The sequence below is a fragment of the Paenibacillus sp. FSL M7-0896 genome (assembly GCF_037975415.1).
Lineage (GTDB): Bacteria > Bacillota > Bacilli > Paenibacillales > Paenibacillaceae > Paenibacillus_AQ > Paenibacillus_AQ silagei.
The window spans coordinates 4,124,011-4,143,874 of sequence record NZ_CP150250.1; the positions used below are offsets into that span (position 1 = coordinate 4,124,011).

The 19,864-nt window shown below is 51.8% G+C and carries 19 protein-coding genes; 1 reads left to right on the top strand and 18 read right to left on the bottom strand.

All coding sequences use genetic code 11. The features are described from left to right. Position 1: 1 nt before the first annotated feature. The 15 genes from fliI to MKY12_RS17770 form a co-directional block, all read right to left on the bottom strand. Positions 2-1,327, bottom strand: a complete 1,326-nt coding sequence (fliI, locus tag MKY12_RS17700; protein WP_339310155.1) for a flagellar protein export ATPase FliI — start codon at positions 1,325-1,327, stop codon at positions 2-4. After that, positions 1,308-2,156: a FliH/SctL family protein gene (locus MKY12_RS17705; RefSeq protein ID WP_339310156.1), complete on the bottom strand. Its 849-nt coding sequence runs from the start codon at positions 2,154-2,156 to the stop codon at positions 1,308-1,310. The genes fliI and MKY12_RS17705 overlap by 20 nt, the downstream gene beginning before the upstream one ends. Next, positions 2,149-3,165 carry a flagellar motor switch protein FliG gene (fliG, locus tag MKY12_RS17710; RefSeq protein WP_036692485.1) on the bottom strand — a complete coding sequence of 339 codons (1,017 nt, stop codon included), beginning with the start codon at positions 3,163-3,165 and terminating at the stop codon, positions 2,149-2,151. Before fliG ends, MKY12_RS17705 begins: the two co-directional genes overlap by 8 nt. 4 nt (positions 3,166-3,169) lie before the next feature. Beyond that, positions 3,170-4,759, bottom strand: coding sequence for a flagellar basal-body MS-ring/collar protein FliF (gene fliF, locus MKY12_RS17715; RefSeq protein ID WP_339310157.1), 1,590 nt, complete (start codon positions 4,757-4,759; stop codon positions 3,170-3,172). Between the two features lie 34 nt (positions 4,760-4,793). Beyond that, on the bottom strand, positions 4,794-5,102 hold the full coding sequence (gene fliE / locus MKY12_RS17720) for a flagellar hook-basal body complex protein FliE (protein WP_036724654.1): 309 nt from the start codon (positions 5,100-5,102) through the stop codon (positions 4,794-4,796). A 29-nt stretch (positions 5,103-5,131) separates the two neighbouring features. Next, a complete protein-coding gene (flgC, locus tag MKY12_RS17725) occupies positions 5,132-5,578 on the bottom strand; it encodes a flagellar basal body rod protein FlgC (RefSeq protein WP_036692480.1) in 447 nt (148 codons plus the stop codon). A 6-nt stretch (positions 5,579-5,584) separates the two neighbouring features. Continuing rightward, positions 5,585-5,992 (bottom strand): flagellar basal body rod protein FlgB, encoded by a 408-nt coding sequence (flgB, locus tag MKY12_RS17730; protein WP_036724652.1) that lies wholly within the window; start codon positions 5,990-5,992, stop codon positions 5,585-5,587. Positions 5,993-6,368: 376 nt separating this feature from the next. Then, complete coding sequence (hslU, locus tag MKY12_RS17735; protein ID WP_036724651.1) at positions 6,369-7,769, bottom strand: ATP-dependent protease ATPase subunit HslU; 1,401 nt, start codon at positions 7,767-7,769, stop codon at positions 6,369-6,371. 33 nt (positions 7,770-7,802) lie between these two features. Continuing rightward, entirely contained in the window at positions 7,803-8,345 is a 543-nt protein-coding gene (hslV, locus tag MKY12_RS17740) for an ATP-dependent protease subunit HslV (protein ID WP_036724650.1), read from the bottom strand. A 40-nt stretch (positions 8,346-8,385) separates the two neighbouring features. After that, positions 8,386-9,774 carry an FADH(2)-oxidizing methylenetetrahydrofolate--tRNA-(uracil(54)-C(5))-methyltransferase TrmFO gene (trmFO, locus tag MKY12_RS17745; RefSeq protein ID WP_339310158.1) on the bottom strand — a complete coding sequence of 463 codons (1,389 nt, stop codon included), beginning with the start codon at positions 9,772-9,774 and terminating at the stop codon, positions 8,386-8,388. A gap of 23 nt (positions 9,775-9,797) precedes the next feature. Next, entirely contained in the window at positions 9,798-11,894 is a 2,097-nt protein-coding gene (gene topA, locus MKY12_RS17750) for a type I DNA topoisomerase (protein ID WP_339310160.1), read from the bottom strand. 99 nt (positions 11,895-11,993) lie between these two features. Beyond that, complete coding sequence (dprA, locus tag MKY12_RS17755; RefSeq protein WP_339249056.1) at positions 11,994-13,112, bottom strand: DNA-processing protein DprA; 1,119 nt, start codon at positions 13,110-13,112, stop codon at positions 11,994-11,996. A gap of 251 nt (positions 13,113-13,363) precedes the next feature. Next, the gene (gene sucD, locus MKY12_RS17760) at positions 13,364-14,293 is read right to left on the bottom strand and encodes a succinate--CoA ligase subunit alpha (RefSeq protein ID WP_036692470.1); all 930 of its coding nucleotides are present in this window, start codon (positions 14,291-14,293) and stop codon (positions 13,364-13,366) included. 35 nt (positions 14,294-14,328) lie between these two features. Next, on the bottom strand, positions 14,329-15,486 hold the full coding sequence (gene sucC, locus MKY12_RS17765; RefSeq protein ID WP_036724647.1) for an ADP-forming succinate--CoA ligase subunit beta: 1,158 nt from the start codon (positions 15,484-15,486) through the stop codon (positions 14,329-14,331). Positions 15,487-15,899: 413 nt separating this feature from the next. Next, complete coding sequence (locus MKY12_RS17770) at positions 15,900-16,370, bottom strand: MarR family transcriptional regulator (protein ID WP_036724645.1); 471 nt, start codon at positions 16,368-16,370, stop codon at positions 15,900-15,902. Between the two features lie 148 nt (positions 16,371-16,518). Here MKY12_RS17770 and MKY12_RS17775 point away from each other — a divergent pair, with 148 nt between their 5' ends. Continuing rightward, positions 16,519-16,947, top strand: coding sequence for an organic hydroperoxide resistance protein (locus MKY12_RS17775; protein ID WP_339310161.1), 429 nt, complete (start codon positions 16,519-16,521; stop codon positions 16,945-16,947). 104 nt (positions 16,948-17,051) lie between these two features. Here MKY12_RS17775 and MKY12_RS17780 read toward each other — a convergent pair whose 3' ends face one another. The 3 genes from MKY12_RS17780 to MKY12_RS17790 all read right to left on the bottom strand — a co-directional run bounded on the left by MKY12_RS17780 (position 17,052) and on the right by MKY12_RS17790 (position 19,779). Beyond that, positions 17,052-18,743: a YifB family Mg chelatase-like AAA ATPase gene (locus MKY12_RS17780; protein WP_339310162.1), complete on the bottom strand. Its 1,692-nt coding sequence runs from the start codon at positions 18,741-18,743 to the stop codon at positions 17,052-17,054. Positions 18,744-18,953: 210 nt separating this feature from the next. After that, positions 18,954-19,463 carry a phosphoesterase gene (locus MKY12_RS17785; RefSeq protein WP_339310163.1) on the bottom strand — a complete coding sequence of 170 codons (510 nt, stop codon included), beginning with the start codon at positions 19,461-19,463 and terminating at the stop codon, positions 18,954-18,956. A gap of 34 nt (positions 19,464-19,497) precedes the next feature. Continuing rightward, positions 19,498-19,779, bottom strand: coding sequence for a hypothetical protein (locus tag MKY12_RS17790; protein ID WP_083677976.1), 282 nt, complete (start codon positions 19,777-19,779; stop codon positions 19,498-19,500). Positions 19,780-19,864 lie beyond the last annotated feature (85 nt).

Consider the following 19,864-nt stretch of genomic DNA (forward strand, 5'->3'; position numbering starts at 1 on the left):
ATCAACTCCTCGAGAACTGTGAAATTAAAGTCTGCTGCACTTCGCTAAGGGTTACCTTCTCGTTCACTTTTTGCTTGGTGAAATCCCAGATACTGTCGATGTAATGCATCGACTCATCGATTTGCGCGTTAGAGCCCCTCTGGTAGGCTCCGATGTTAATCAGATCCTCGGAATCCTTATACACCGCCATCAGGCGCTTCACATTCTCGGCTGCTGCAATCTGCTCCTCCGGGGCGATATCCTTCATCACCCGGCTGATGCTTGCGAGAACATCGATCGCTGGAAAATGTCCTTTGTTGGCTATATTCCGGTTCAGAACAATATGTCCGTCCAAAATACCGCGTACAGCGTCTGCTATCGGCTCGTTCATATCGTCACCGTCAACCAGCACCGTGTAGAACGCGGTGATTGAGCCTGTAGGACCCGTCCCGGCCCGTTCCAGCAGCTTAGGCAGACTGGCGAACACAGAAGGTGTGTACCCTCTCATCGCAGGCGGCTCACCGACAGCCAGTCCCACCTCGCGCTGCGCCATCGCATAACGCGTTACCGAGTCCATCATGAGCATGACATTCAGACCACGGTCACGGAAGTACTCGGCAATCGTAGTAGCGATCAGCGCCCCCTTGATCCGGATCAGCGCAGGCTGATCGGAAGTAGCCACAATGACTACCGAACGCTGAAGGCCTTCAGGTCCCAGATCACGCTCAATGAAATCAAGCACCTCTCTGCCCCGTTCACCGATCAGCGCAATCACATTGACATCTGCCGAGGTGTTGCGGGCAATCATCCCCATTAAGGTACTCTTCCCCACACCCGAGCCGGCAAAAATCCCCACACGCTGCCCCTTGCCAATCGTCAAAAGTCCATCGATAGCCCGGACTCCAATGCTGATCGGCTCGGCGACCCGCGGGCGGTTAAGCGGATTGGACGGAATATTGAAGGTGGAGCTATGCGGCATTCTGGCCGGTATGAGCGAACCGTCCAGCGGCTGTCCCAGACCGTCGAGAACCTTCCCGAGCAGCTCCGAGCCGACTTGAACGCTCAGCGGCTTGCCGGTGCCCACCACATCACAGCCTGGCCCGATGGCCTGCAGTTCGCCAAGCGGCATTAACAGCACCTTGTTATCACGGAACCCCACAACCTCTGCCTGAAGCGGCTTACTTCCTTTGGCAGGATAGATATAGCACACATCACCGATGCTGGCGTCAGGCCCCTCCGACTCCACCATCAGCCCAATAACCTGTGTAACCTTACCGTTAATCCTTACCGGATCGAAGTTACGCAGCTGCTCTTTGTATCTTCTGCTGTCAAGCATCGTCGTCCCCATTTCCGTGTTCTTCCGAGTCCAGAGCGATTCTTAGCAGCTCTTTTTTAATTTCGGCAAGCTGGGTATCAACCCGGGCATCGATGCTGCCGAAGGAAGACCGGATCACACATCCCAGATCTCTGACTGTTGAATCCGGGAGGATCTGCAGTTCAGCCTGAGAGTCCACAGCAAGCGAGAGTTCTTCGCGGGCCGCATTGACAAAAGCAAACTGTGCAGGAGACACACAGAGTGAGATCAGCCCCTGCTCGCGTTTGCGGGCCAGATTCTTACGGATCAGATCCATCGCAAATTGCGGTTCAACGGTCAGCTGCTTGTCCACGATTTTCTCAGCAATATCGCAGCTTAGCTCTACAAGAAACGGTTCCGCCTCCTGAATAATTACATCTCTTGCCCGGTAGGCTTCCTGAAGTACGGTCCGCGCTTCTTCCATCATCTCGGCGAGACGCCGGGACATCTCCTGCTCTGCTTGAGCCAGACCTTCCTGGTACCCTTGCTGATACCCCTCGGATTTGACGGCTTCGATCAGCAGCTCATCTTGTTCTCTACGCTCGCGCCACCATTCTTCAGCTTCCGTCCGTGCTGATTCCACAATATTCTCCGCTTCCTCGGAGGCGCTGCGGACTTGACTCTCCGCGAACTCCTGAGCATCCTTCAGCATTTGCTTGCGTGACTGCTCCGCTGCCTCTCTCGCGGGGTCCTGGTAGTGTACTTCACCCGGAGGCTCTTCAGGAGCCGGCTCTTCAGTCAGACCTGCATGATGCCTGGCCTGTTCAAGACGCTTCAGCACATCTACCGGAATATATTGAGAATGCTTGATCAGCTTAGACAATAATGTCATCTCCTCCGCCACGGGCGATGATAATTTCACCAGACTCTTCGAGTCTGCGGATCGTGCCTACGATGCGGGTCTGTGCTTCTTCCACATCACGCAGCCGCACAGGTCCCATGTATTCCATTTCCTCGCGGAAGGTCTCGGCCATACGCTTGGACATATTGCGGAAGATCACATCCCGCACTTCCTCGCTGGCCACCTTGAGCGCAAGCTGCAAGTCCGCGTTGTCGATATCCTTGATAATCCGCTGAATGGAACGGTTGTCGACATTGACGATATCCTCGAAGACGAACATCCGCTTCTTGATTTCCTCGGCCAGCTCCGGGTCCTGAATTTCCAGGGAATCCAGAATGGTCCGTTCTGTACCACGGTCTACGCCGTTCAAAATCTGTACAATGGATTCGATACCGCCTGCATTCGTATAATCCTGGGTGACTGTAGCAGACAGCTTCTGTTCCAGTACACGTTCGATTTGGGTGACAACCTCTGGAGAGGTGCTGTCCATAATCGCTATTCTTCTGGCCACCTCCGCCTGCTTCTCCTGAGGCAGGGAAGACAGAATGGAGGCCGCCTGTTCAAATTGCAGATAAGAGAGTACAAGTGCAATGGTCTGTACATTCTCGTTCTGAATGAAGTTGAGAATCTGGTTCGGATCAGCCTTACGGGCAAAATCAAAAGGTCTTACCTGCAGCGTTGCCGTCAGACGGTTGATGACTTCGAGCGCCTTGGCCGAGCCGAGAGCTTTCTCCAGAATCTCTTTGGCGTAATTGATACCGCCCTGCGAGATATATTCCTGTGCGAGACAGATCTGGTGGAATTCGGACATAATCGACTCTTTTTCCCCGCTGTCCACCTTGCGTACATTCGCAATTTCCAGCGTCAGCTGTTCGATCTCCTCATCCCGCAGATGCTTAAATATTTGTGCCGATACTTCAGGCCCTAGTGTGATAAGCAGGATCGCCGCCTTTTGACGGCCGCTGAGTCCCTGCTGGCTAGCTTTTGCCATCTCTTCACCTCTGTTCTTCAGCAAGCCAAGTGCGGAGCAGATTCACGAATTCATCCGGCTTCTTCTTCGCCAGACTTTCCAGCTGCTTGCGGACCTGACTTTCATTCGTCACGCTATCCATATTAATTGAAGGGAACTCGGTAGGAACCTGCAGCGGAATATCTTCTTCGACCTCTTCCTCCTGCTTGTTCTTGCGGCTGCGGTAGATCAGATAGCCTCCGCCTGCACCGACCAGCAGAGCAGCCGCACCGATGGCCCAGATCATCCAGGTTGCCAGTCCGCCGGATGCGTTCTCGGCAGTGGCACCTCCAAATTGTTGCGAGAATACCGAAACTTTTTTGGTCAGGTCTGCGTCTGTATAAGTGATACCTGAATCTGCCAGGGACGCGCGGACAATGTTGACCAGAATGTTCTGTATCGCTCCTGAAGTAGCCTCGTCCAAAGTTGTTTGTCCTGCAGGTGGTTCAACCGCGACATTTATGGTTAAATCTTTTACAGTATATGGACTTGCGATAATATCTTTAGTGATTCTAGTAACTTCATAGTTCCTTGTCTCCGATGATTCCTCAGAAGAAGAAGCACCTGTGTCAGCCCCCGCAGGATAACCTGCAACATCTTCAGATCCTGTACCTGCGACTCCTCCGGAAGTGTTCCCTTGGCCCGAGAATGTTTTGCTGATAATCTGCGAGCTGATCTCAATCCCCTTCATATTCTCAGCATCCACCGGTACTACGACATCTTCCTTTCTGTTCTCCTTATCGAAATTAAGCTTGGAGAACACCAGGACATCGACCTTATCGGGACCTGTGAGAGTACTCAGGAATTGCTTCACATCTCGCTTCACATCATCTTCGAATTTCTTCTTGAGTGCGAAGTTCTCTTCAACTTGGCTGGAGATCCCCGCCTGGCCGCCCTTGGCCGTCGGTTTCAGCTCCACCTCGTTGTTGGTGATTGTAATGTTGTCGATGGGAAGATTCGGGACAGCGGTCTTCACGAGATTGAAGTAGCCGTCAATATTCTCCTGGGAAGGTCTGAATCCCGGATCAAAGCTCATTACCACGGAAGCCTGCGCTTTCTCCTGATCCTCCTGTGAGGCGAATACTGTCTCCTTCGGCAGGGTAATGAGAACCTTGGCATCTTTGATTCCCTGCATCCTTCTCATCAGCTGTTCAACTTCACCATTAAGCGCATTGTTGTATTTAACATTGAATTCACTGTCTGTAGTACCGATCATGGACGAGGATTCATTGAATACCTTGTACCCAATTGAGCCTTGCTGAACGATTCCCTGAGAACCAACAGCTATCTTGATACGTGCAGCGTCCGTACTGGGAACTGAGATACTTTTACCATCCGGGCTTAAACGGTAAGACACCCCTGATGTATCCAAATAACTCATAACTCCCGCTGAATCGGTACTGTCCAGGTCCTGAAAAGCAACCTCGTATTCCACCTTCGATAACTGCATGGTCGTAACTACGATTATTATAATGATAATAAACAGAGTGGAGAAAAATAATATCTTCTGTTTACCGCTGAATCTGTTCCAATACTGGGTTATCTTCTCCCGGTACTGGGCCAATCTTTCATTCACAGTGTCACCCCATCCGAAACGTAGCTAGGATTATTTAGATTTGAGTTCTCATAATTTCCTGATAGGCTTCAATCACTTTGTTCCGGACTTGTGTAGTCAGCTGCAAACTCAGCAATGCCTGTTGGGACGAAATCATAGCCTCATCAATGTTGACCTCTCCCAGTACAAATTTGTTACTCATGTCTTTCGCCTGCTGTTCCTGATCTGCTACCTGGTTAAGCGCATTCTCCAGATATGAACCGAAGCTCTGTCCCGGCTCTTGCACGGCTGAGGATTCTGCAGCTACGGATTTCATAGCGAGCGGCTGAACCGCCTGGTTCCCGATCAATAAATTCTGTATCAATTCTTCTCCCCCTAGACAGTCAATTCATTCTACCGGCCGATTTCAAGCGCCTTGGTCACCATGGATTTGGATGCATTCAGCATCGTAACATTCGCTTCGTAAGAACGGGAGGCAGACAGCATGTCTACCATTTCCTTGGTCACATCCACATTCGGCATATAGACATAACCGTCAGCGTCCGCATCAGGATGGCTCGGATTATACACCGGCTTGAGCGGAGAAGAATCCTCGATAATCGATTTCACCTTGACGCCATCATTGCCGCCGCTCATCTTGGAGCCTAGTATATTCGCGAAGCTGTCAGCCTGAGTAGTTTCCAGAACTGTGAGCTTACGGCGGTAAGGTACGGCTTTGCCGTCCACCACGGAGGCTCTTGTAGTCTCGGCGTTGGCGATATTGGAGGAGATCACATCCATCCGCAGTCGCTGGGCGGTTAAAGCCGAGGCGCTAATACCAAAGCTGCTGCCAAAGTTCATTATTCATTACCCTCCCTGTACAACTGTACGCATCATTGTGATCTGACTGTTCAGCTGTTCAACATAGGAGTTGTATCTCAGCTGGTTCTCGGCGCTCAGTGCCTGTTCACGATCCATATCCACATTGTTGCCGTTGTTATTCATAGATGTAGTCTCATCGGTACTGACCACAGCGGCCGGCATGCCGGTCACTGTCCCGAAGCGGAAATGACGGGAGTCTGATACTTTCGCACCCAGCGTGGCTTTAAGTCCGCTCTCCTGATCTCTCAGGAAGCTCTCAAAGCTGACATCTGAACGTTTAAAATTTGGTGTATCATTATTTGCTACATTATTAGCCAGAACACTTTGTCGTTTGGTGGCGGCATCTAGGCCTCCTTGTAATCTTTGAAAACTGACACTGTTCAGCAAACCCATAGTAATCCCCCTTCCAAACCTATCATAATGAAAAGAATTCCACAACTTTGTTCAAATCCCTGCTTATTTTCGACAAATAAAGTCATTTTTTTCACAACATATTCGTCTTAAAGTCGAACCATGTCGATGAATGATTCTTATGTCAATCTCACATACATTGATTCTCTTAGAATTTGTATATTATTACAATAAGAAATAAGCCCTATCTTTTCTGAAAAGAGAGGGCTTAAAGCATGTTTTTACAATTATTTTCCTTTTATATTACATTTTATGTTTTATTATAGATTTTTTTAACTTTTTATGCATGAATTTAGAATCAAATTTGTATAACCATAATTCGAATTACCTATATTAATGATTTTATAGCTCTGCCTTCTCACAGAATATATTGGCTTAAGTCGCGGTCCTGCGCGATTCCTGCCAGTTTTTCGCGAACATACTCCGGAGTGATGACCATTGTGTCGAGCGTCAGCTCAGGCGCCTCGAACGATAGATCCTCCAGCAGCTTTTCCAGGATCGTATGAAGACGCCGTGCCCCGATGTTCTCCATATTCTGATTCACGGAGGCCGCGATCTTGGCAATTTCCTGAATGGCTTCCTTCTGGAACTGGATTTCAATGTTCTCCGTCTGCAGTAAATGCACATATTGTTTCGTAAGTGCGTTCTCAGGCTCCGTAAGAATAGATACAAAGTCCTCAAGTGTCAGACTGCTCAGCTCTACACGGATCGGGAAGCGCCCCTGAAGCTCAGGGATCAGATCTGAAGGCTTGGCAATATGAAAAGCGCCTGCGGCGATGAACAGCACGTAGTCTGTCTTCACAGGCCCGTATTTGGTCATGACTGTCGATCCCTCGACGATGGGCAGAATATCGCGCTGCACGCCTTCGCGGGATACATCGGGACCGGAGCCCTTGCCCTGGCTGGCCACCTTGTCGATCTCATCGATGAAAATAATCCCGGATTGCTCGGCGCGTGCTACCGACTCCTGAATCATATCGTCCGTGTCAATCAGCTTGGCCGCTTCGTCCTGAATCAGCACCTTACGGGCTTCACGGATCGGCAGCTTGCGCTTCTTCGTACGCTTCGGCAGCAGGTTCCCAAACATCTCCTGCATGTTCATACCCATCTGGTCATTGCCCTGCCCGGCGAACATATCCATCATCGAAGGCGTCGTGTCCTCGACATCAATCTCAATGACGTCATCCTCTAACTGGCCGGCAAGCAGCTTGAACTTGATCCCTCTGCGGCGTTCGCTCAGGCTTCCGTCCTCCGGCTCTTCCTTGGATTCTTCCGCCCCGCCGTTGTTCCCGCCAAAAATCATCTCAAACGGATTGCGCTGCGATTTCCCCTTTGAGGAGGAAGGGACCAGAATGGCCACAATCCGGTCATTCGCCAGCTCTTCTGCGCGGTCCTTCACCTTTTCGGTGCGCTCCAGCTTCACCATACGGATAGAAGTCTCTACCAGATCACGGACCATCGACTCCACATCACGCCCCACGTAGCCGACTTCCGTGAATTTGGTCGCTTCGACTTTGATAAACGGGGCATTAACAAGCTTAGCCAGACGCCGGGCGATCTCTGTTTTACCTACACCGGTAGGGCCGATCATCAGGATATTCTTTGGTACAACCTCATCCCGCAGCTCCTCGGACAACAGACTGCGCCGATACCGGTTGCGGAGGGCAACGGCCACTGATTTCTTGGCCTGCTTTTGACCTACGATATATTTGTCAAGCTCTGTTACGATCTGGCGTGGCGTAAGCGATTGATTCACCATTGTGACTTCCTCCCTTTATATATGGCACCTTGCCTATAACTCTTCGACAATAATATTGGAATTGGTATATACACAGATCTCGGAGGCAATTTGCAGCGCTTCTCTGGCAATGTCACCGGCACCCAGATGGGAGGCATGGCGCTTGAGCGCCCGTCCGGAAGCCAGCGCGAAGTTACCGCCGGAGCCGATTGCCAGTACATCATCATCCGGCTCGATAATTTCACCATTGCCGGAGATCAGCAGCATGCCTTCCTTATCCATTACGATCATGAGCGCTTCCAGCTTGCGCAGAATGCGGTCCTGGCGCCAATCCTTGGCCAGCTCCACCGCTGCCCGCTGCAGATTGCCATGGTGCTCCTCAAGCTTCCCCTCGAACTTCTCGAACAGCGTAATCGCATCAGCAACGGAGCCTGCGAACCCGGCAATGACCTGACCTCTGTACAGGCGGCGGACCTTCTTGGCCGTCGTCTTCATAATGACACTCTCTCCGAATGTAACCTGGCCGTCACCGGCAATCGCCGCATGGCCGTTATGTCTTACCGCACAAATCGTAGTTGCATGAAAGCTGGGTAACATGATGGGCACCCTCCTCAGATTAGGTAATTCAGGCCTGAACCTATTGTGCCGGTTGTGCAGGACTATCCGCTTCTGCCGGATCAGCATCCACCGGCTCCGGCTCAGCATACTTCAATTCATGGGCCGCAGCATAAGCAGCAAGGCTGTCAAGCGCCCGGTAAGCCAGACGTTCGTTCTTCTCTTTTTTGCTGCGGAACCGCGTCTCAAGCTTCGGCAGCAGGCCAAAATTGGCATTCATCGGCTGGAAATGTTCAGGATCTGCCGAAGTAATATAGGCGGGCATGCTACCCAGCACCGTATCCTCGGGGAAGATCAGGCTCTCTTCGCCAAGCGCTGCTCTCGCTGCGTTCATACCCGCGATCATACCGGAAGCAGCAGATTCTACATACCCTTCCACCCCGGTCATCTGGCCGGCAAAATACAGTCTCTCCCGGCCCTTCATCTGGTAAGTGGGCTGCAGCAGCTTGGGGGAATTAATGAAGGTATTGCGGTGCATGACCCCATAACGCACATATTCCGCCTGCTCCAGGCCCGGAATGAGTGAGAATACGCGTTTTTGCTCTCCCCACTTCAGATGGGTCTGGAAGCCAACCAGATTATACAGCGTACCGGCAGCATTATCCTGACGAAGTTGCACAACCGCGTAAGGCAGCTTGCCTGTATGAGGATTCATCAGTCCTACAGGCTTCATAGGGCCGAACAGTGCCGTCTGCTTGCCGCGTCTCATCATAATTTCAATCGGCATACAGCCTTCAAAGTAAATCTCTTTCTCAAAATCTTTGAGTGCAGCCGTCTCAGCCGAGATCAGCGCATCATAAAAAATATCGAATTCCTCTTCCGTCATCGGACAGTTCAGATAGGCGGCTTCGCCTTTATCATAGCGGGAGGCCAAATAGACCTTGCTCATATCGATGCTGTCTTTCTCTACAATCGGAGCCGCTGCATCATAGAAATAAAAATACTCTTCGCCAAGCAGTCCCTTGATCTCCGAGGACAAGGAGGGTGAAGTCAGCGGCCCGGTGGCAATAACAACAATCCCTTCCTCCGGTATATGCGTAAGTTCTTCGTTTATGACTTCTACCAAAGGGTGGTTATGCAGCATGGACGTGATTTCACCGGAGAATCCGTCCCGGTCAACAGCAAGAGCGCCTCCCGCCGGAACGGCATGCCTGTCGGCTGCACCCAGTACCAGAGAGCCCAGACGCCGCATTTCTTCCTTAAGTACACCCACTGCATTTCCGAGGCCATTCGCCCGCAGTGAGTTGCTGCAGACCAGCTCGGCGAACTGATCTGTATGATGCGCCGGTGTCTTTACGACCGGACGCATCTCATACAATCTGACCGGAACTCCGCGCGAAGCGATCTGCCAGGCGGCTTCACTTCCGGCCAGACCTGCTCCGATAACGGTTACTTGTGCTTTTTCTGTCAATTTCCGTTCCTCCTGTGACCCTATTATTCTGCTAACTCATCGCTCTCGATTACAGCCTCTGTATGATCGCATGAGGTGCACTGCAGCTTGGTTCCCTGCTTGTTGCGCTTCTCGATCATCCAGGAGCCGCAAGCCGGACATGGCTTCACTGACGGCTTATCCCAGGAAACAAAGTCACAGCCCGGATATTGGTCGCAGCCGTAGAAGATACGCCCCTTCTTGCTGCGCCGCTCCACTACCTTGCCTTCATGGCATTTCGGACAGCTAACACCGATATCCTTAATGATCGGCTTGGTGTTGCGGCATTCCGGAAATCCGGAGCAGGCCAGGAATTTGCCGAACCGGCCCAGCTTATAGACCATCGGCTTGCCGCATTTCTCACACAGCTCATCGGAGACCTCATCTTCAATCTCGATTTCCTTCATTTCTTCTTCCGCATATAGGAGTCTTTTCTCAAAGGATTCATAGAACTCGGCCAGTACCTTCACCCAATCCTCCGCGCCTTCCTCCACATGGTCAAGATCCCCTTCCATATGGGCAGTGAATTCCACATTGAGAATTTCCGGGAAGAACTCTTCCATTTGCTCTATGATTAGCTCTCCAAGCTCTGTCGGCATGAACTTCTTCTCTTCAATCGCCACATACCCTCGCTTCTGGATCGTCTCCAGGGTCGGCGCATACGTACTTGGACGGCCTATGCCCAGTTCCTCAAGCGTCTTGACGAGACGGGCTTCTGTATATCTTGGCGGCGGCTGGGTGAAATGCTGCTTCGGCTCAATCTCTCGCTTCACCAGCTCATCGCCTGCCTTAAGCGGCGGTAGGAACTTCTCTTCGTCTGTTGTGCCGTCATCATTGCCTTCCACATACACCTTCATGAAGCCCGGGAACGAGACCTTGGACCCTACCGCTCTGAATATCGCTGTACCGGCTGTAATATCTACCGACAACGTATCCAGCAGCGCGGAAGACATCTGACTGGACACAAAGCGCTCCCATACGAGCTTATACAGCCGGAATTGATCACGGCTCATGAATTCCTTGACCGTATCCGGCTCACGCAGCGCAGAGGTCGGACGGATCGCTTCATGCGCATCCTGGGCGCCCGCAGCCTTCTTGGAATATTGACGCGGCGTCTCGGGAATGAACTTCTCACCGTATTTGGATTGGATCAGCTCCTTGGCTTCATCCTGTGCGGTAGTGGATATACGCGTGGAATCTGTACGCATATAAGTGATTAAACCGACAGTGCCTTCCTTGCCCAGCTCCACTCCCTCATAGAGCTGCTGTGCAACAGACATCGTCTTGGAGGCGCGGAAGCCCAGCTTACGGGCAGCCTCCTGCTGCAGTGAGCTTGTCGTGAACGGAGCGGATGGATGCCGCTGTCTCTCCTTCTCTTTCACTTCTTTGACCTGGAAGGCCGCGTTCTTAATCGCTTCCAGCACTTCCTGCACATCGCTCTCTTGACCCAGTTCCTTCTTCTCGCCGTTCAGCCGGTGGAACTTGGCTTCGAATTCAGAATCCCGAATCGCCAGCCGGGCAGTAATGCTCCAGTATTCTGTAGGAATGAATTCAGAAATTTCATTCTCCCGGTCCATCACAATCTTGACCGCTACCGATTGTACCCGTCCGGCGGAGAGGCCTTTTTTGACTTTCTTCCATAATAGTGGGCTAATCTTGTAACCGACAAGCCGGTCCAGAATCCGCCGCGCCTGCTGGGCGTTCACCAGATCCATATTAATTTTGCGCGGTGTCTTGAAGGCATCCTTAACCGCCTGCTTGGTAATTTCATTGAAGACCACGCGGCATTCCTGTGTATTATCCAAATTCAGCGCATTTGCCAAATGCCAGGCAATAGCTTCCCCTTCGCGGTCCGGGTCAGCTGCGAGATAGACTTTTTTCACTTTTTTGCTGGCATCCTTAAGTTCCTTCAAGATAGAGCCCTTGCCGCGGATCGTTATATATTTGGGATTGAACTGATTCTCCACATCCACACCGATCTGGCTTTTTGGCAAATCTATGATATGCCCCATTGATGCCTTAACAATATATTTGCTGCCCAGATATTTACCAATCGTTTTCGCTTTTGATGGTGATTCTACAATAACCAACGCATCTGCCATAGGTTTTCCTCCCAAAAGTTCGTAAGCAGATCACCTCCTGAACCAGTCCTAGGACCCGGCTGCACCAGGAAGTCTATGCTTACCACAGTTACTTCTATATTAAATTACCTTATAAATTGCACCCGGTAATTGTGTTACCGCTTTTTTTATGATTAAAGATAACAGAACTGAATGCAAATGTCCAAAATCCCACCTCGTTGACGCCAGCAGCTCATCGAGTGTAAACGGGCCTTGATGCAGTATATGGTAAAGGTGCAGCTCCTCACTTGTCAATTTCTTTTCCATCAGATCGGCTGGACTCTCCCGCTCTACTGCGCCTGCTAAAGCTGATGCAGCCCCCTTGGAAGGCAGGCTGGAGACGTATTCTTCCACAATATCTGAGGCGCAGGTTACCAGCTTCGCACCTTGCTTAATCAGCTCCAGTGCCCCTCTGCTCTTGGGAGAGGTCAGCGGCCCCGGCACGGCAAACACATCCCGGCCTGCTTCAAGCGCAGCATCGGCGGTGATCAGGGACCCGCTGCGGCTGTCTGCCTCCACCACCAGTGTTCCCAGCGACAAGCCAGCGATAATCCGGTTGCGCTGCGGGAATAATCCGGGATGACTCGGAGTTCCGATAGGATATTCGCTAAGAACCAGCCCTTCCCGCGAAATCTGCCGCTCCAGCTCACGGTTATCCGGAGGATAGACCTTGTCCAAGCCGGTTGCCACCACCGCAATGGTCCCTCCTGCTCCGCCTAACGCCGCTTCATGACAGACACTGTCAATCCCCCTCGCCAGGCCGCTTACAACCGTGAGACCGGCTGCACTTAGCTGTCCCGCCAGCATCTCCCCCACCCTGCGCCCATAAGCGGTAGGCACCCGGGTCCCCACCATAGCAACAGAGGGACGGGAAGCCAGCTCCAGACGGCCACGATAGTACAATACCCAAGGCGGCTGAGGAGTTTCCCGCAACTGTACAGGATAGTGATCATCCAGAATAGTGACCATCGCTACACCGCTTTCTTCCATTAAAGAGCGGCGCTTCAGCACCCATGCTTCATTGAAGTCTGCCGCCAGCCGGGCGGATATTACACCGCTGATTCCAGCCCGTTCCCACTCCTCAGCAGAACAGGAGAAGACAGCATTCGTCAAAAGACCTGCCCGGCGGATCTTGTCGATACTTTTCCAGCCAATCCCTTCCATCTCATGCAGACCGAACAACAGCTCCCGAATTTCCATATGTATTCTCTCCCCGTGCGGAAGGGCCAGCCTTCCTTATTGTCTTAAACCAAATTGACTTAAACCAAAAAAAGCAACCTTTCATCCGCGTAATCCGGGACAAAAGGTTGCTTACCTTCAATATTCATTATACCTGCTTCGGCAGGAAAAGCTGTGACCAAACAACCCCACAAAGTGGAGATTTAGCTTCGATGATAACTCAGGTACTTTGCGGGGACCCCAAAACATTTCGAACTAGCGTAAGAAGTGCCCTAGTGGGTGGTGAAGGCATTCAGGATGCCGCGTTCCTCAAGCACACTGACGAGGGTAGAGCCCATTTCAGCAGGCGTTGGCGCTACCTTAATGCCGCAGGACTCCAGCACAGCGATCTTTTCGCTCGCCGTCCCTTTACCGCCTGAAATGATTGCCCCGGCGTGACCCATCCGTTTGCCCGGAGGTGCCGTAACCCCGCCGATGAAGCCGACTACCGGCTTGGTCATGTTCTCTTTGATCCACAACGCAGCTTCTTCCTCTGCCGTCCCGCCGATCTCACCGATCATAATGACAGCCTTGGTGCCTGGATCTTCATTGAAAAGCTTCAGGATGTCGATAAACTCCGAGCCTTTCACCGGGTCGCCCCCGATGCCTACCGCTGAGGATTGGCCGATTCCGCGCTCCGTCAGCTGATGCACAGCCTCATAGGTCAAGGTCCCGCTCCGGGAGACTACACCGACATATCCCGGCTTATGAATATAACCCGGCATAATGCCGATTTTGCATTCTCCAGGCGTGATGACACCCGGACAGTTGGGACCTATCAGCACCGTGGAGCGGCCCTCCATGTATCTGGACACTTTGACCATATCCAGCACCGGAATGCCTTCTGTGATACAAATGACCAGGTCCATCTCCGCATCCACCGCTTCCATAATCGAATCTGCGGCAAAAGCAGGAGGAACGTAAATGACACTTGCAGTTGCACCAGTGGCTGCTTTGGCGGCAACAACCGTGTCGAAGACAGGCAGACTCTTCTCGGTACCGTTGTCCAGGGTAATCTGAACCGTAGTGCCCCCCTTGCCCGGTGTTACACCGCCAACCATCTGAGTACCGTAGTCCAGCGCGCCTTTTGTATGAAATAAACCCGTAGCACCGGTAATTCCCTGGGTAATGACTTTCGTATTTTTATCTACAAGAATGCTCATGCGATAGGTCACATCCTCACTTTTATTGTCGAATATTACACAAGAGCAACGATTTTGCGGGCACCGTCCGCCATGGAATCAGCAGCAACAATATTCAGTCCGGAGCCGGCGAGAATCTCCTTGCCCAGTGCCACATTCGTGCCCTCAAGACGTACGACCAGCGGCTTGGTTAAGCCAAGCTGTCTTGCCGCTTCGACTACACCGGTAGCGATGACATCACAACGCATAATGCCGCCAAAAATATTAACAAAGATACCGTTCACCTTGTCATCGGACAGGATGATTTTGAAAGCTTCCGTTACCTTCTCAGTCGTCGCACCGCCCCCTACATCGAGGAAGTTGGCCGGTTCGCCGCCATAATATTTAATGATATCCATAGTCGCCATCGCCAGGCCCGCCCCGTTCACCATACAGCCGATGTTGCCGTCAAGTGCGATGTAGCTAAGGTCGAATTTGGACGCTTCGATTTCTTTGGCATCCTCTTCGTCCAGATCACGCAGCTCCAGGATATCCTTGTGGCGGAACAAACTGTTGGAATCGAAGTTAAGCTTGGCATCAAGCGCCATCACATTACCGTCTGCAGTAACGACCAGCGGGTTGATCTCTGCAATTGAGCAATCTTTATCCACAAAAGCCAGATATAGCGCTTGCATGAACTTGACCGCTTTGTTCACCAATTCGGGAGGAATGGCAATGCTGTAAGCCAGTTTACGCGCCTGGAAGGTCTGAAGCCCAACCGCCGGATCAACGATTTCCTTGAAAATCTTCTCGGGATGTGTAGCTGCCACCTCTTCAATCTCCGTACCGCCCTCCTCGGATGCCATCATGACGACCCGTCCGGAAGCGCGGTCCACAACCAGACCGATATAATATTCTTTGACAATCTGACAGCCCTCTTCAATCAGCAGCCGCTTTACTACCTTGCCTTCGGGTCCCGTCTGATGGGTCACCAGTGTCTTGCCGAGGATCTCGGACGCATATGCGCGAACCTCATCACTGTTCTTCGCCACCTTGACACCGCCGGCTTTGCCGCGTCCGCCAGCATGAATCTGCGCTTTGACTACAACCACAGGTGTACCCAGCGCTGCGGCAGCTTCTACGGCTTCGTCCACTGTATAAGCAACTTTTCCGTTCGGTACGGCTACGCCATACTTCTTAAGTACTTCTTTTCCCTGATACTCGTGGATATTCATTCCGGAAGCCTCCTAAAGTGTTGCGGTGACCTGTGCAGGCAGCCTGCGGTCATTCCGCATTCCGTTTTGATTGTCCAAAGCCGGGGCCAGACCGGTTGTTAACCGGCAATATCCCGGTACAAGCAGAGCGCCGGCACCTGAAGCATACGCTGCAACCGGTACAGTTCTCTGCAAGTAGCATATAGAACCTATCACAATAGTGATATCTAAAATTACCTATATGCCAGAATGTGAAACCCAGAATATTGTAACATGTTTTATAAGCGCTTTCCTTAAAAACTTTCACTATTTATACATACATTTTCGCTCGGTTTCATGCCGGAATGCGAACGATTGCATTGAAATTCATGCTGGAACGGCTTTACCGTCCTTATTCAGGACGGTGAAACCTATACTCTTATATGGGAGCGAGACTACGATTTCGAATTGCTAACGTTAGCTTCATGCACCCGGTTCAGGAGATTTTTGAACTGCCCCAGCAAATCTATGAACTCTACCGGAGAGAGCATCGTGCCTTCTGCCATTTTGCCGGGAATGCCCATAGCATCCTGCCGCAGCGCCAAGCCTTGGGGTGTTAATGAAATCAGCACCTTCCGCTCATCCTGCAAAGAACGTTCACGCAAAATTAGTCCTGCAGCCTGCAGCCGCTTAAGCAGCGGAGTCAGCGTGCCTGAATCGAGGAACAAAGCTTCACCCAGCTCCTTGACTGTACATTGCTGTCTCTCCCACAGGACGAGCATAACCAGATACTGCGAATACGTTAATCCGATCTTATCCAGATGAGGCTGGTATAGCTTCGTAAATTCACGCGAACAGGCATAAATCGTAAAGCAGAGCTGGTTCTCCAGCATAAGCTCAGGGGTTGTAGTGGATTCTTTTTGCATTTCTTCTTCACCTGCCTTTGTGACATTAGTTTATCACAATTCATCCATAATATCATGTTAATAGCGGAAAATAGATTGACTTTTATTTTAATTGTGTTAAATTAAGTTGTGTACAATGCAATTTAAAAACGAACGGGAGCGATTTAATATGATGACCATCCAACAGAAAATGTACGAAACAACAGTAAAAGCCGTAGGCGGCAGACAGGGTTCTATCGAATCCGACAGCCCTAAATTGAATCTTGCGATCAGCACACCACGCGAAATGGGCGGCGCCGGCGGTGAAGGCACGAACCCTGAGCAGCTGTTCGCAGCCGGATATTCCGCTTGCTTCGACAGCGCTCTGAATATGGTTGCACGTATGGGCAAGGTAAAGATCGAAGGCTCTGAAGTAACGGCTACTGTCAGCTTCGGCAAAGTGGAAGACGGCGGCTTCGGCATTGCCGTGAAGATGGATGTTCTGGTCAAGGGTGTTGACCGTGAGACCGCTGAACGGCTGGTAGAAGAAGCTCATGGCGCATGTCCTTACTCCCGCGCTACCACTGGTAACATCGAAGTAGAATTGAACGTGCTGTAAGAATAGCTTCACAAGTGGAAACGGCATTGCCGTCCTTTTAAAGGACGATACCGTTTCAGCATGCCCTCCCCTGCCCGGCGGCCCCGGACGGGGGTTTTGGCGTGTCAGGCTTCTTCCTCCACCATGACCTGCCTGTCCAGATTGCGGTATTGGACCGCTTCGGCCAGATGCGCAGCGCCAATCTCCTCCGCCGCTTCCAGATCGGCAATCGTGCGGGCCAGCTTAATAATCCGGTCATGCGCCCGCATGCTGAGCCCGAGACTCTCGAGAATACTGTCCAGCAGCATCTCCTCTTCCGGCCGCAGCGCAGCATAACGGCGAAGCGCCGCCCCGGACAGCTCGCTGTTCCAGGAGATCGGCAGGATGCTATACCGCTCCGCCTGAATCACCTGAGCCCGCAGAACCTGAGAGCGCATCTGTGCCGTCGAGACCGGAGGTACACTCCTGTCTCCTTCTCTTGGACGCGGCACATCAACCTGCATATCCATCCGGTCCAGCAGCGGGCCCGAGATTTTGCGCCGGTACTGGGCGATTTTGGCCGGACTGCAGCTGCACCGCTGATGCGTGTTGCCACTACCAAGAAATCCGCACATGCAGGGATTCATGGAGCAAGCGAGCAGGAACTGGGCAGGGAAGGTGAAGGATGCCCGAGCCCGGCTGATGGTGACAATCCCATCCTCCAGCGGCTGGCGGAGCACTTCAAGCACAGTCCGGGAGAACTCGGGCAGCTCGTCCAGGAAGAGAATACCGCGGTGCGCGAGACTCACCTCCCCCGGCTTCGGGATTCCGCCCCCGCCGATCAATCCGGCTGCCGAGATGGTATGATGCGGTGAACGAAACGGGCGGTCACGCAGCAACCCGCTCCCTCCGTCCCTAAGCTTCCCGGCAGCACTGAATATCTTCATCACCTCAAGCGATTCTTGATCGTTAAGATCGGGAAGAATTCCGGGTAACCGCTTAATCAGCATAGTCTTCCCCGTACCTGGAGGGCCGATCAGAATAATATTGTGCATTCCCGCTGCCGCAATCGTAAGGGCACGCTTTACATGATTCTGGCCGATAACATCGCTGTAATCTTCATTCATTGGCTGCTTCACCGCAAGCAGGGAGGGAATATTCTCCGCTGGCTCAGAATGGTATCTCAAATGGTCCAGGGACAGCGCCAGAACGGGCGGACGCTTTCTGGAGGCCGCACCAGCGCTTACAGATACCGATACCGGAAACGGTAAATCAGCCTGTGGCAGTTCAGGACCGGCCACTTCGGATTGTTCCACCGGATTCGACGGAGGAAGCTGACCAGGCTGAGGCAGCTCCCGCAAATGCCCGGCAGTGTACACCTTCATTCCCGCGATCAACGCAGCTTCAGCCGCATTGCCGGGCGGTACCAGAACAGCATGAATCCCGGCTTGCCGCGCAGCCTGGGCCATGGATAATACCCCATTTACCGGCCGCAGACTTCCGTCGAGCGCAAGCTCACCAATCAGCAGCATCTGCCCGGCTTCCGGCATAACAAGCTGGCCGCTGGTCGTCAGTATCCCCAGGGCAATCGCCAGATCAAACGCCGAGCCCTCCTTGCGCAGGTCCGCCGGGGCCAGATTAATCGTCACCCGCTGTTGGGGATAGCTGTAACCGCAATTCTTGACGGCGGACCGTACTCGCTCCACCGCTTCCCTGACTGCCGAATCCGGCAGGCCGATAATATGGGTCTGCGGCAAGCCGTTAGCAAGATCCACCTCCACTCCGATCATTACACCTTCAATGCCATACAGGCATGCGCTATGCATTTTTCCGTACACAAATAAGCACCTCTTCTCCAGAAATACACCCGCAACGGGCGTTCGTTTCCAGGAAAAAAGGTGCTTCCTCTTTTTCCGTAAGCTCAATTACACTCAGTATAACTAATACCCTACACAACATGCAAGGTTATTGCGCATATAGTGCTGCACAAAAATCAGCTTTTAATCGTCTTGCATAAATATGCAACTATGACCAAAGAATCATTTTATTCAGCCTTCTTCGCTGGCTACCACCGAATTCCTTATCTGTTCAAAGGACAGCGGGGTGTAATTCCAGTGCTCCACACAAATATTAAAGTGATGATTGCCCTCATATTTCTGTCCATGAATATGACCATGCACATTCACGTAAGGCATATGCTTGTTCATATACATCGGCTCATGCGAGAGCAGAAAAAACTCCTTGTATATCAGCGGATACTCACTGACCTCATCAAATCCGGCTTCCAGCCACCAGCCTCGTCCGCGTCCACGGTCATGATTGCCAAGAATCAGTATTTTGTACCCGTTCAGGGCAGACACAATGCTACGGGTATCCTCTTGATTCCTGAAAGAAAAGTCACCCAGATGAAAAATCGTGTCCTCCTCTCTTACGACTGCATTCCAGTTCGCTACCATCACCTTGTCCATCTCTTCCACACTGGCAAAAGGCCGCGATTCAAAATCAATGATCAGCTTGTGGCCAAAATGATGATCTGAGGTAAAAAATACGTTGGACAAGATCGCTCCCCGCTTTCGCTAAGTGCTGGATTGCTTATTCATTCCACTTCCGTTTGGCTCCGCGCCGGTTCACATCCATTTGTATTAATTCCGCCACCGGCGGAGCTTCCTCATGCTCAATCAGCCATTTGCGCATTTCCTTAATGGCCTCCACTTGCCCGTTACCCTTGTCGCGCCAGGTCAGCAGCTCAATCACATTGATGACCAGTGACAAGAGGCTGCTGTTGCTGTCTTGGGTTTTCTCAGCACGCATCTTGTGGAATAACGCTTCATTCTCCCAGTCAATCAATATCTCTTCCGCTATTGCAGGCCGCATAACGGTAAATGTCTTATTACAATTACTGCAGCATACAACGGATAAGGGCTCTGCGCCAAGTTCCGCTACTATATTATGCTCACAA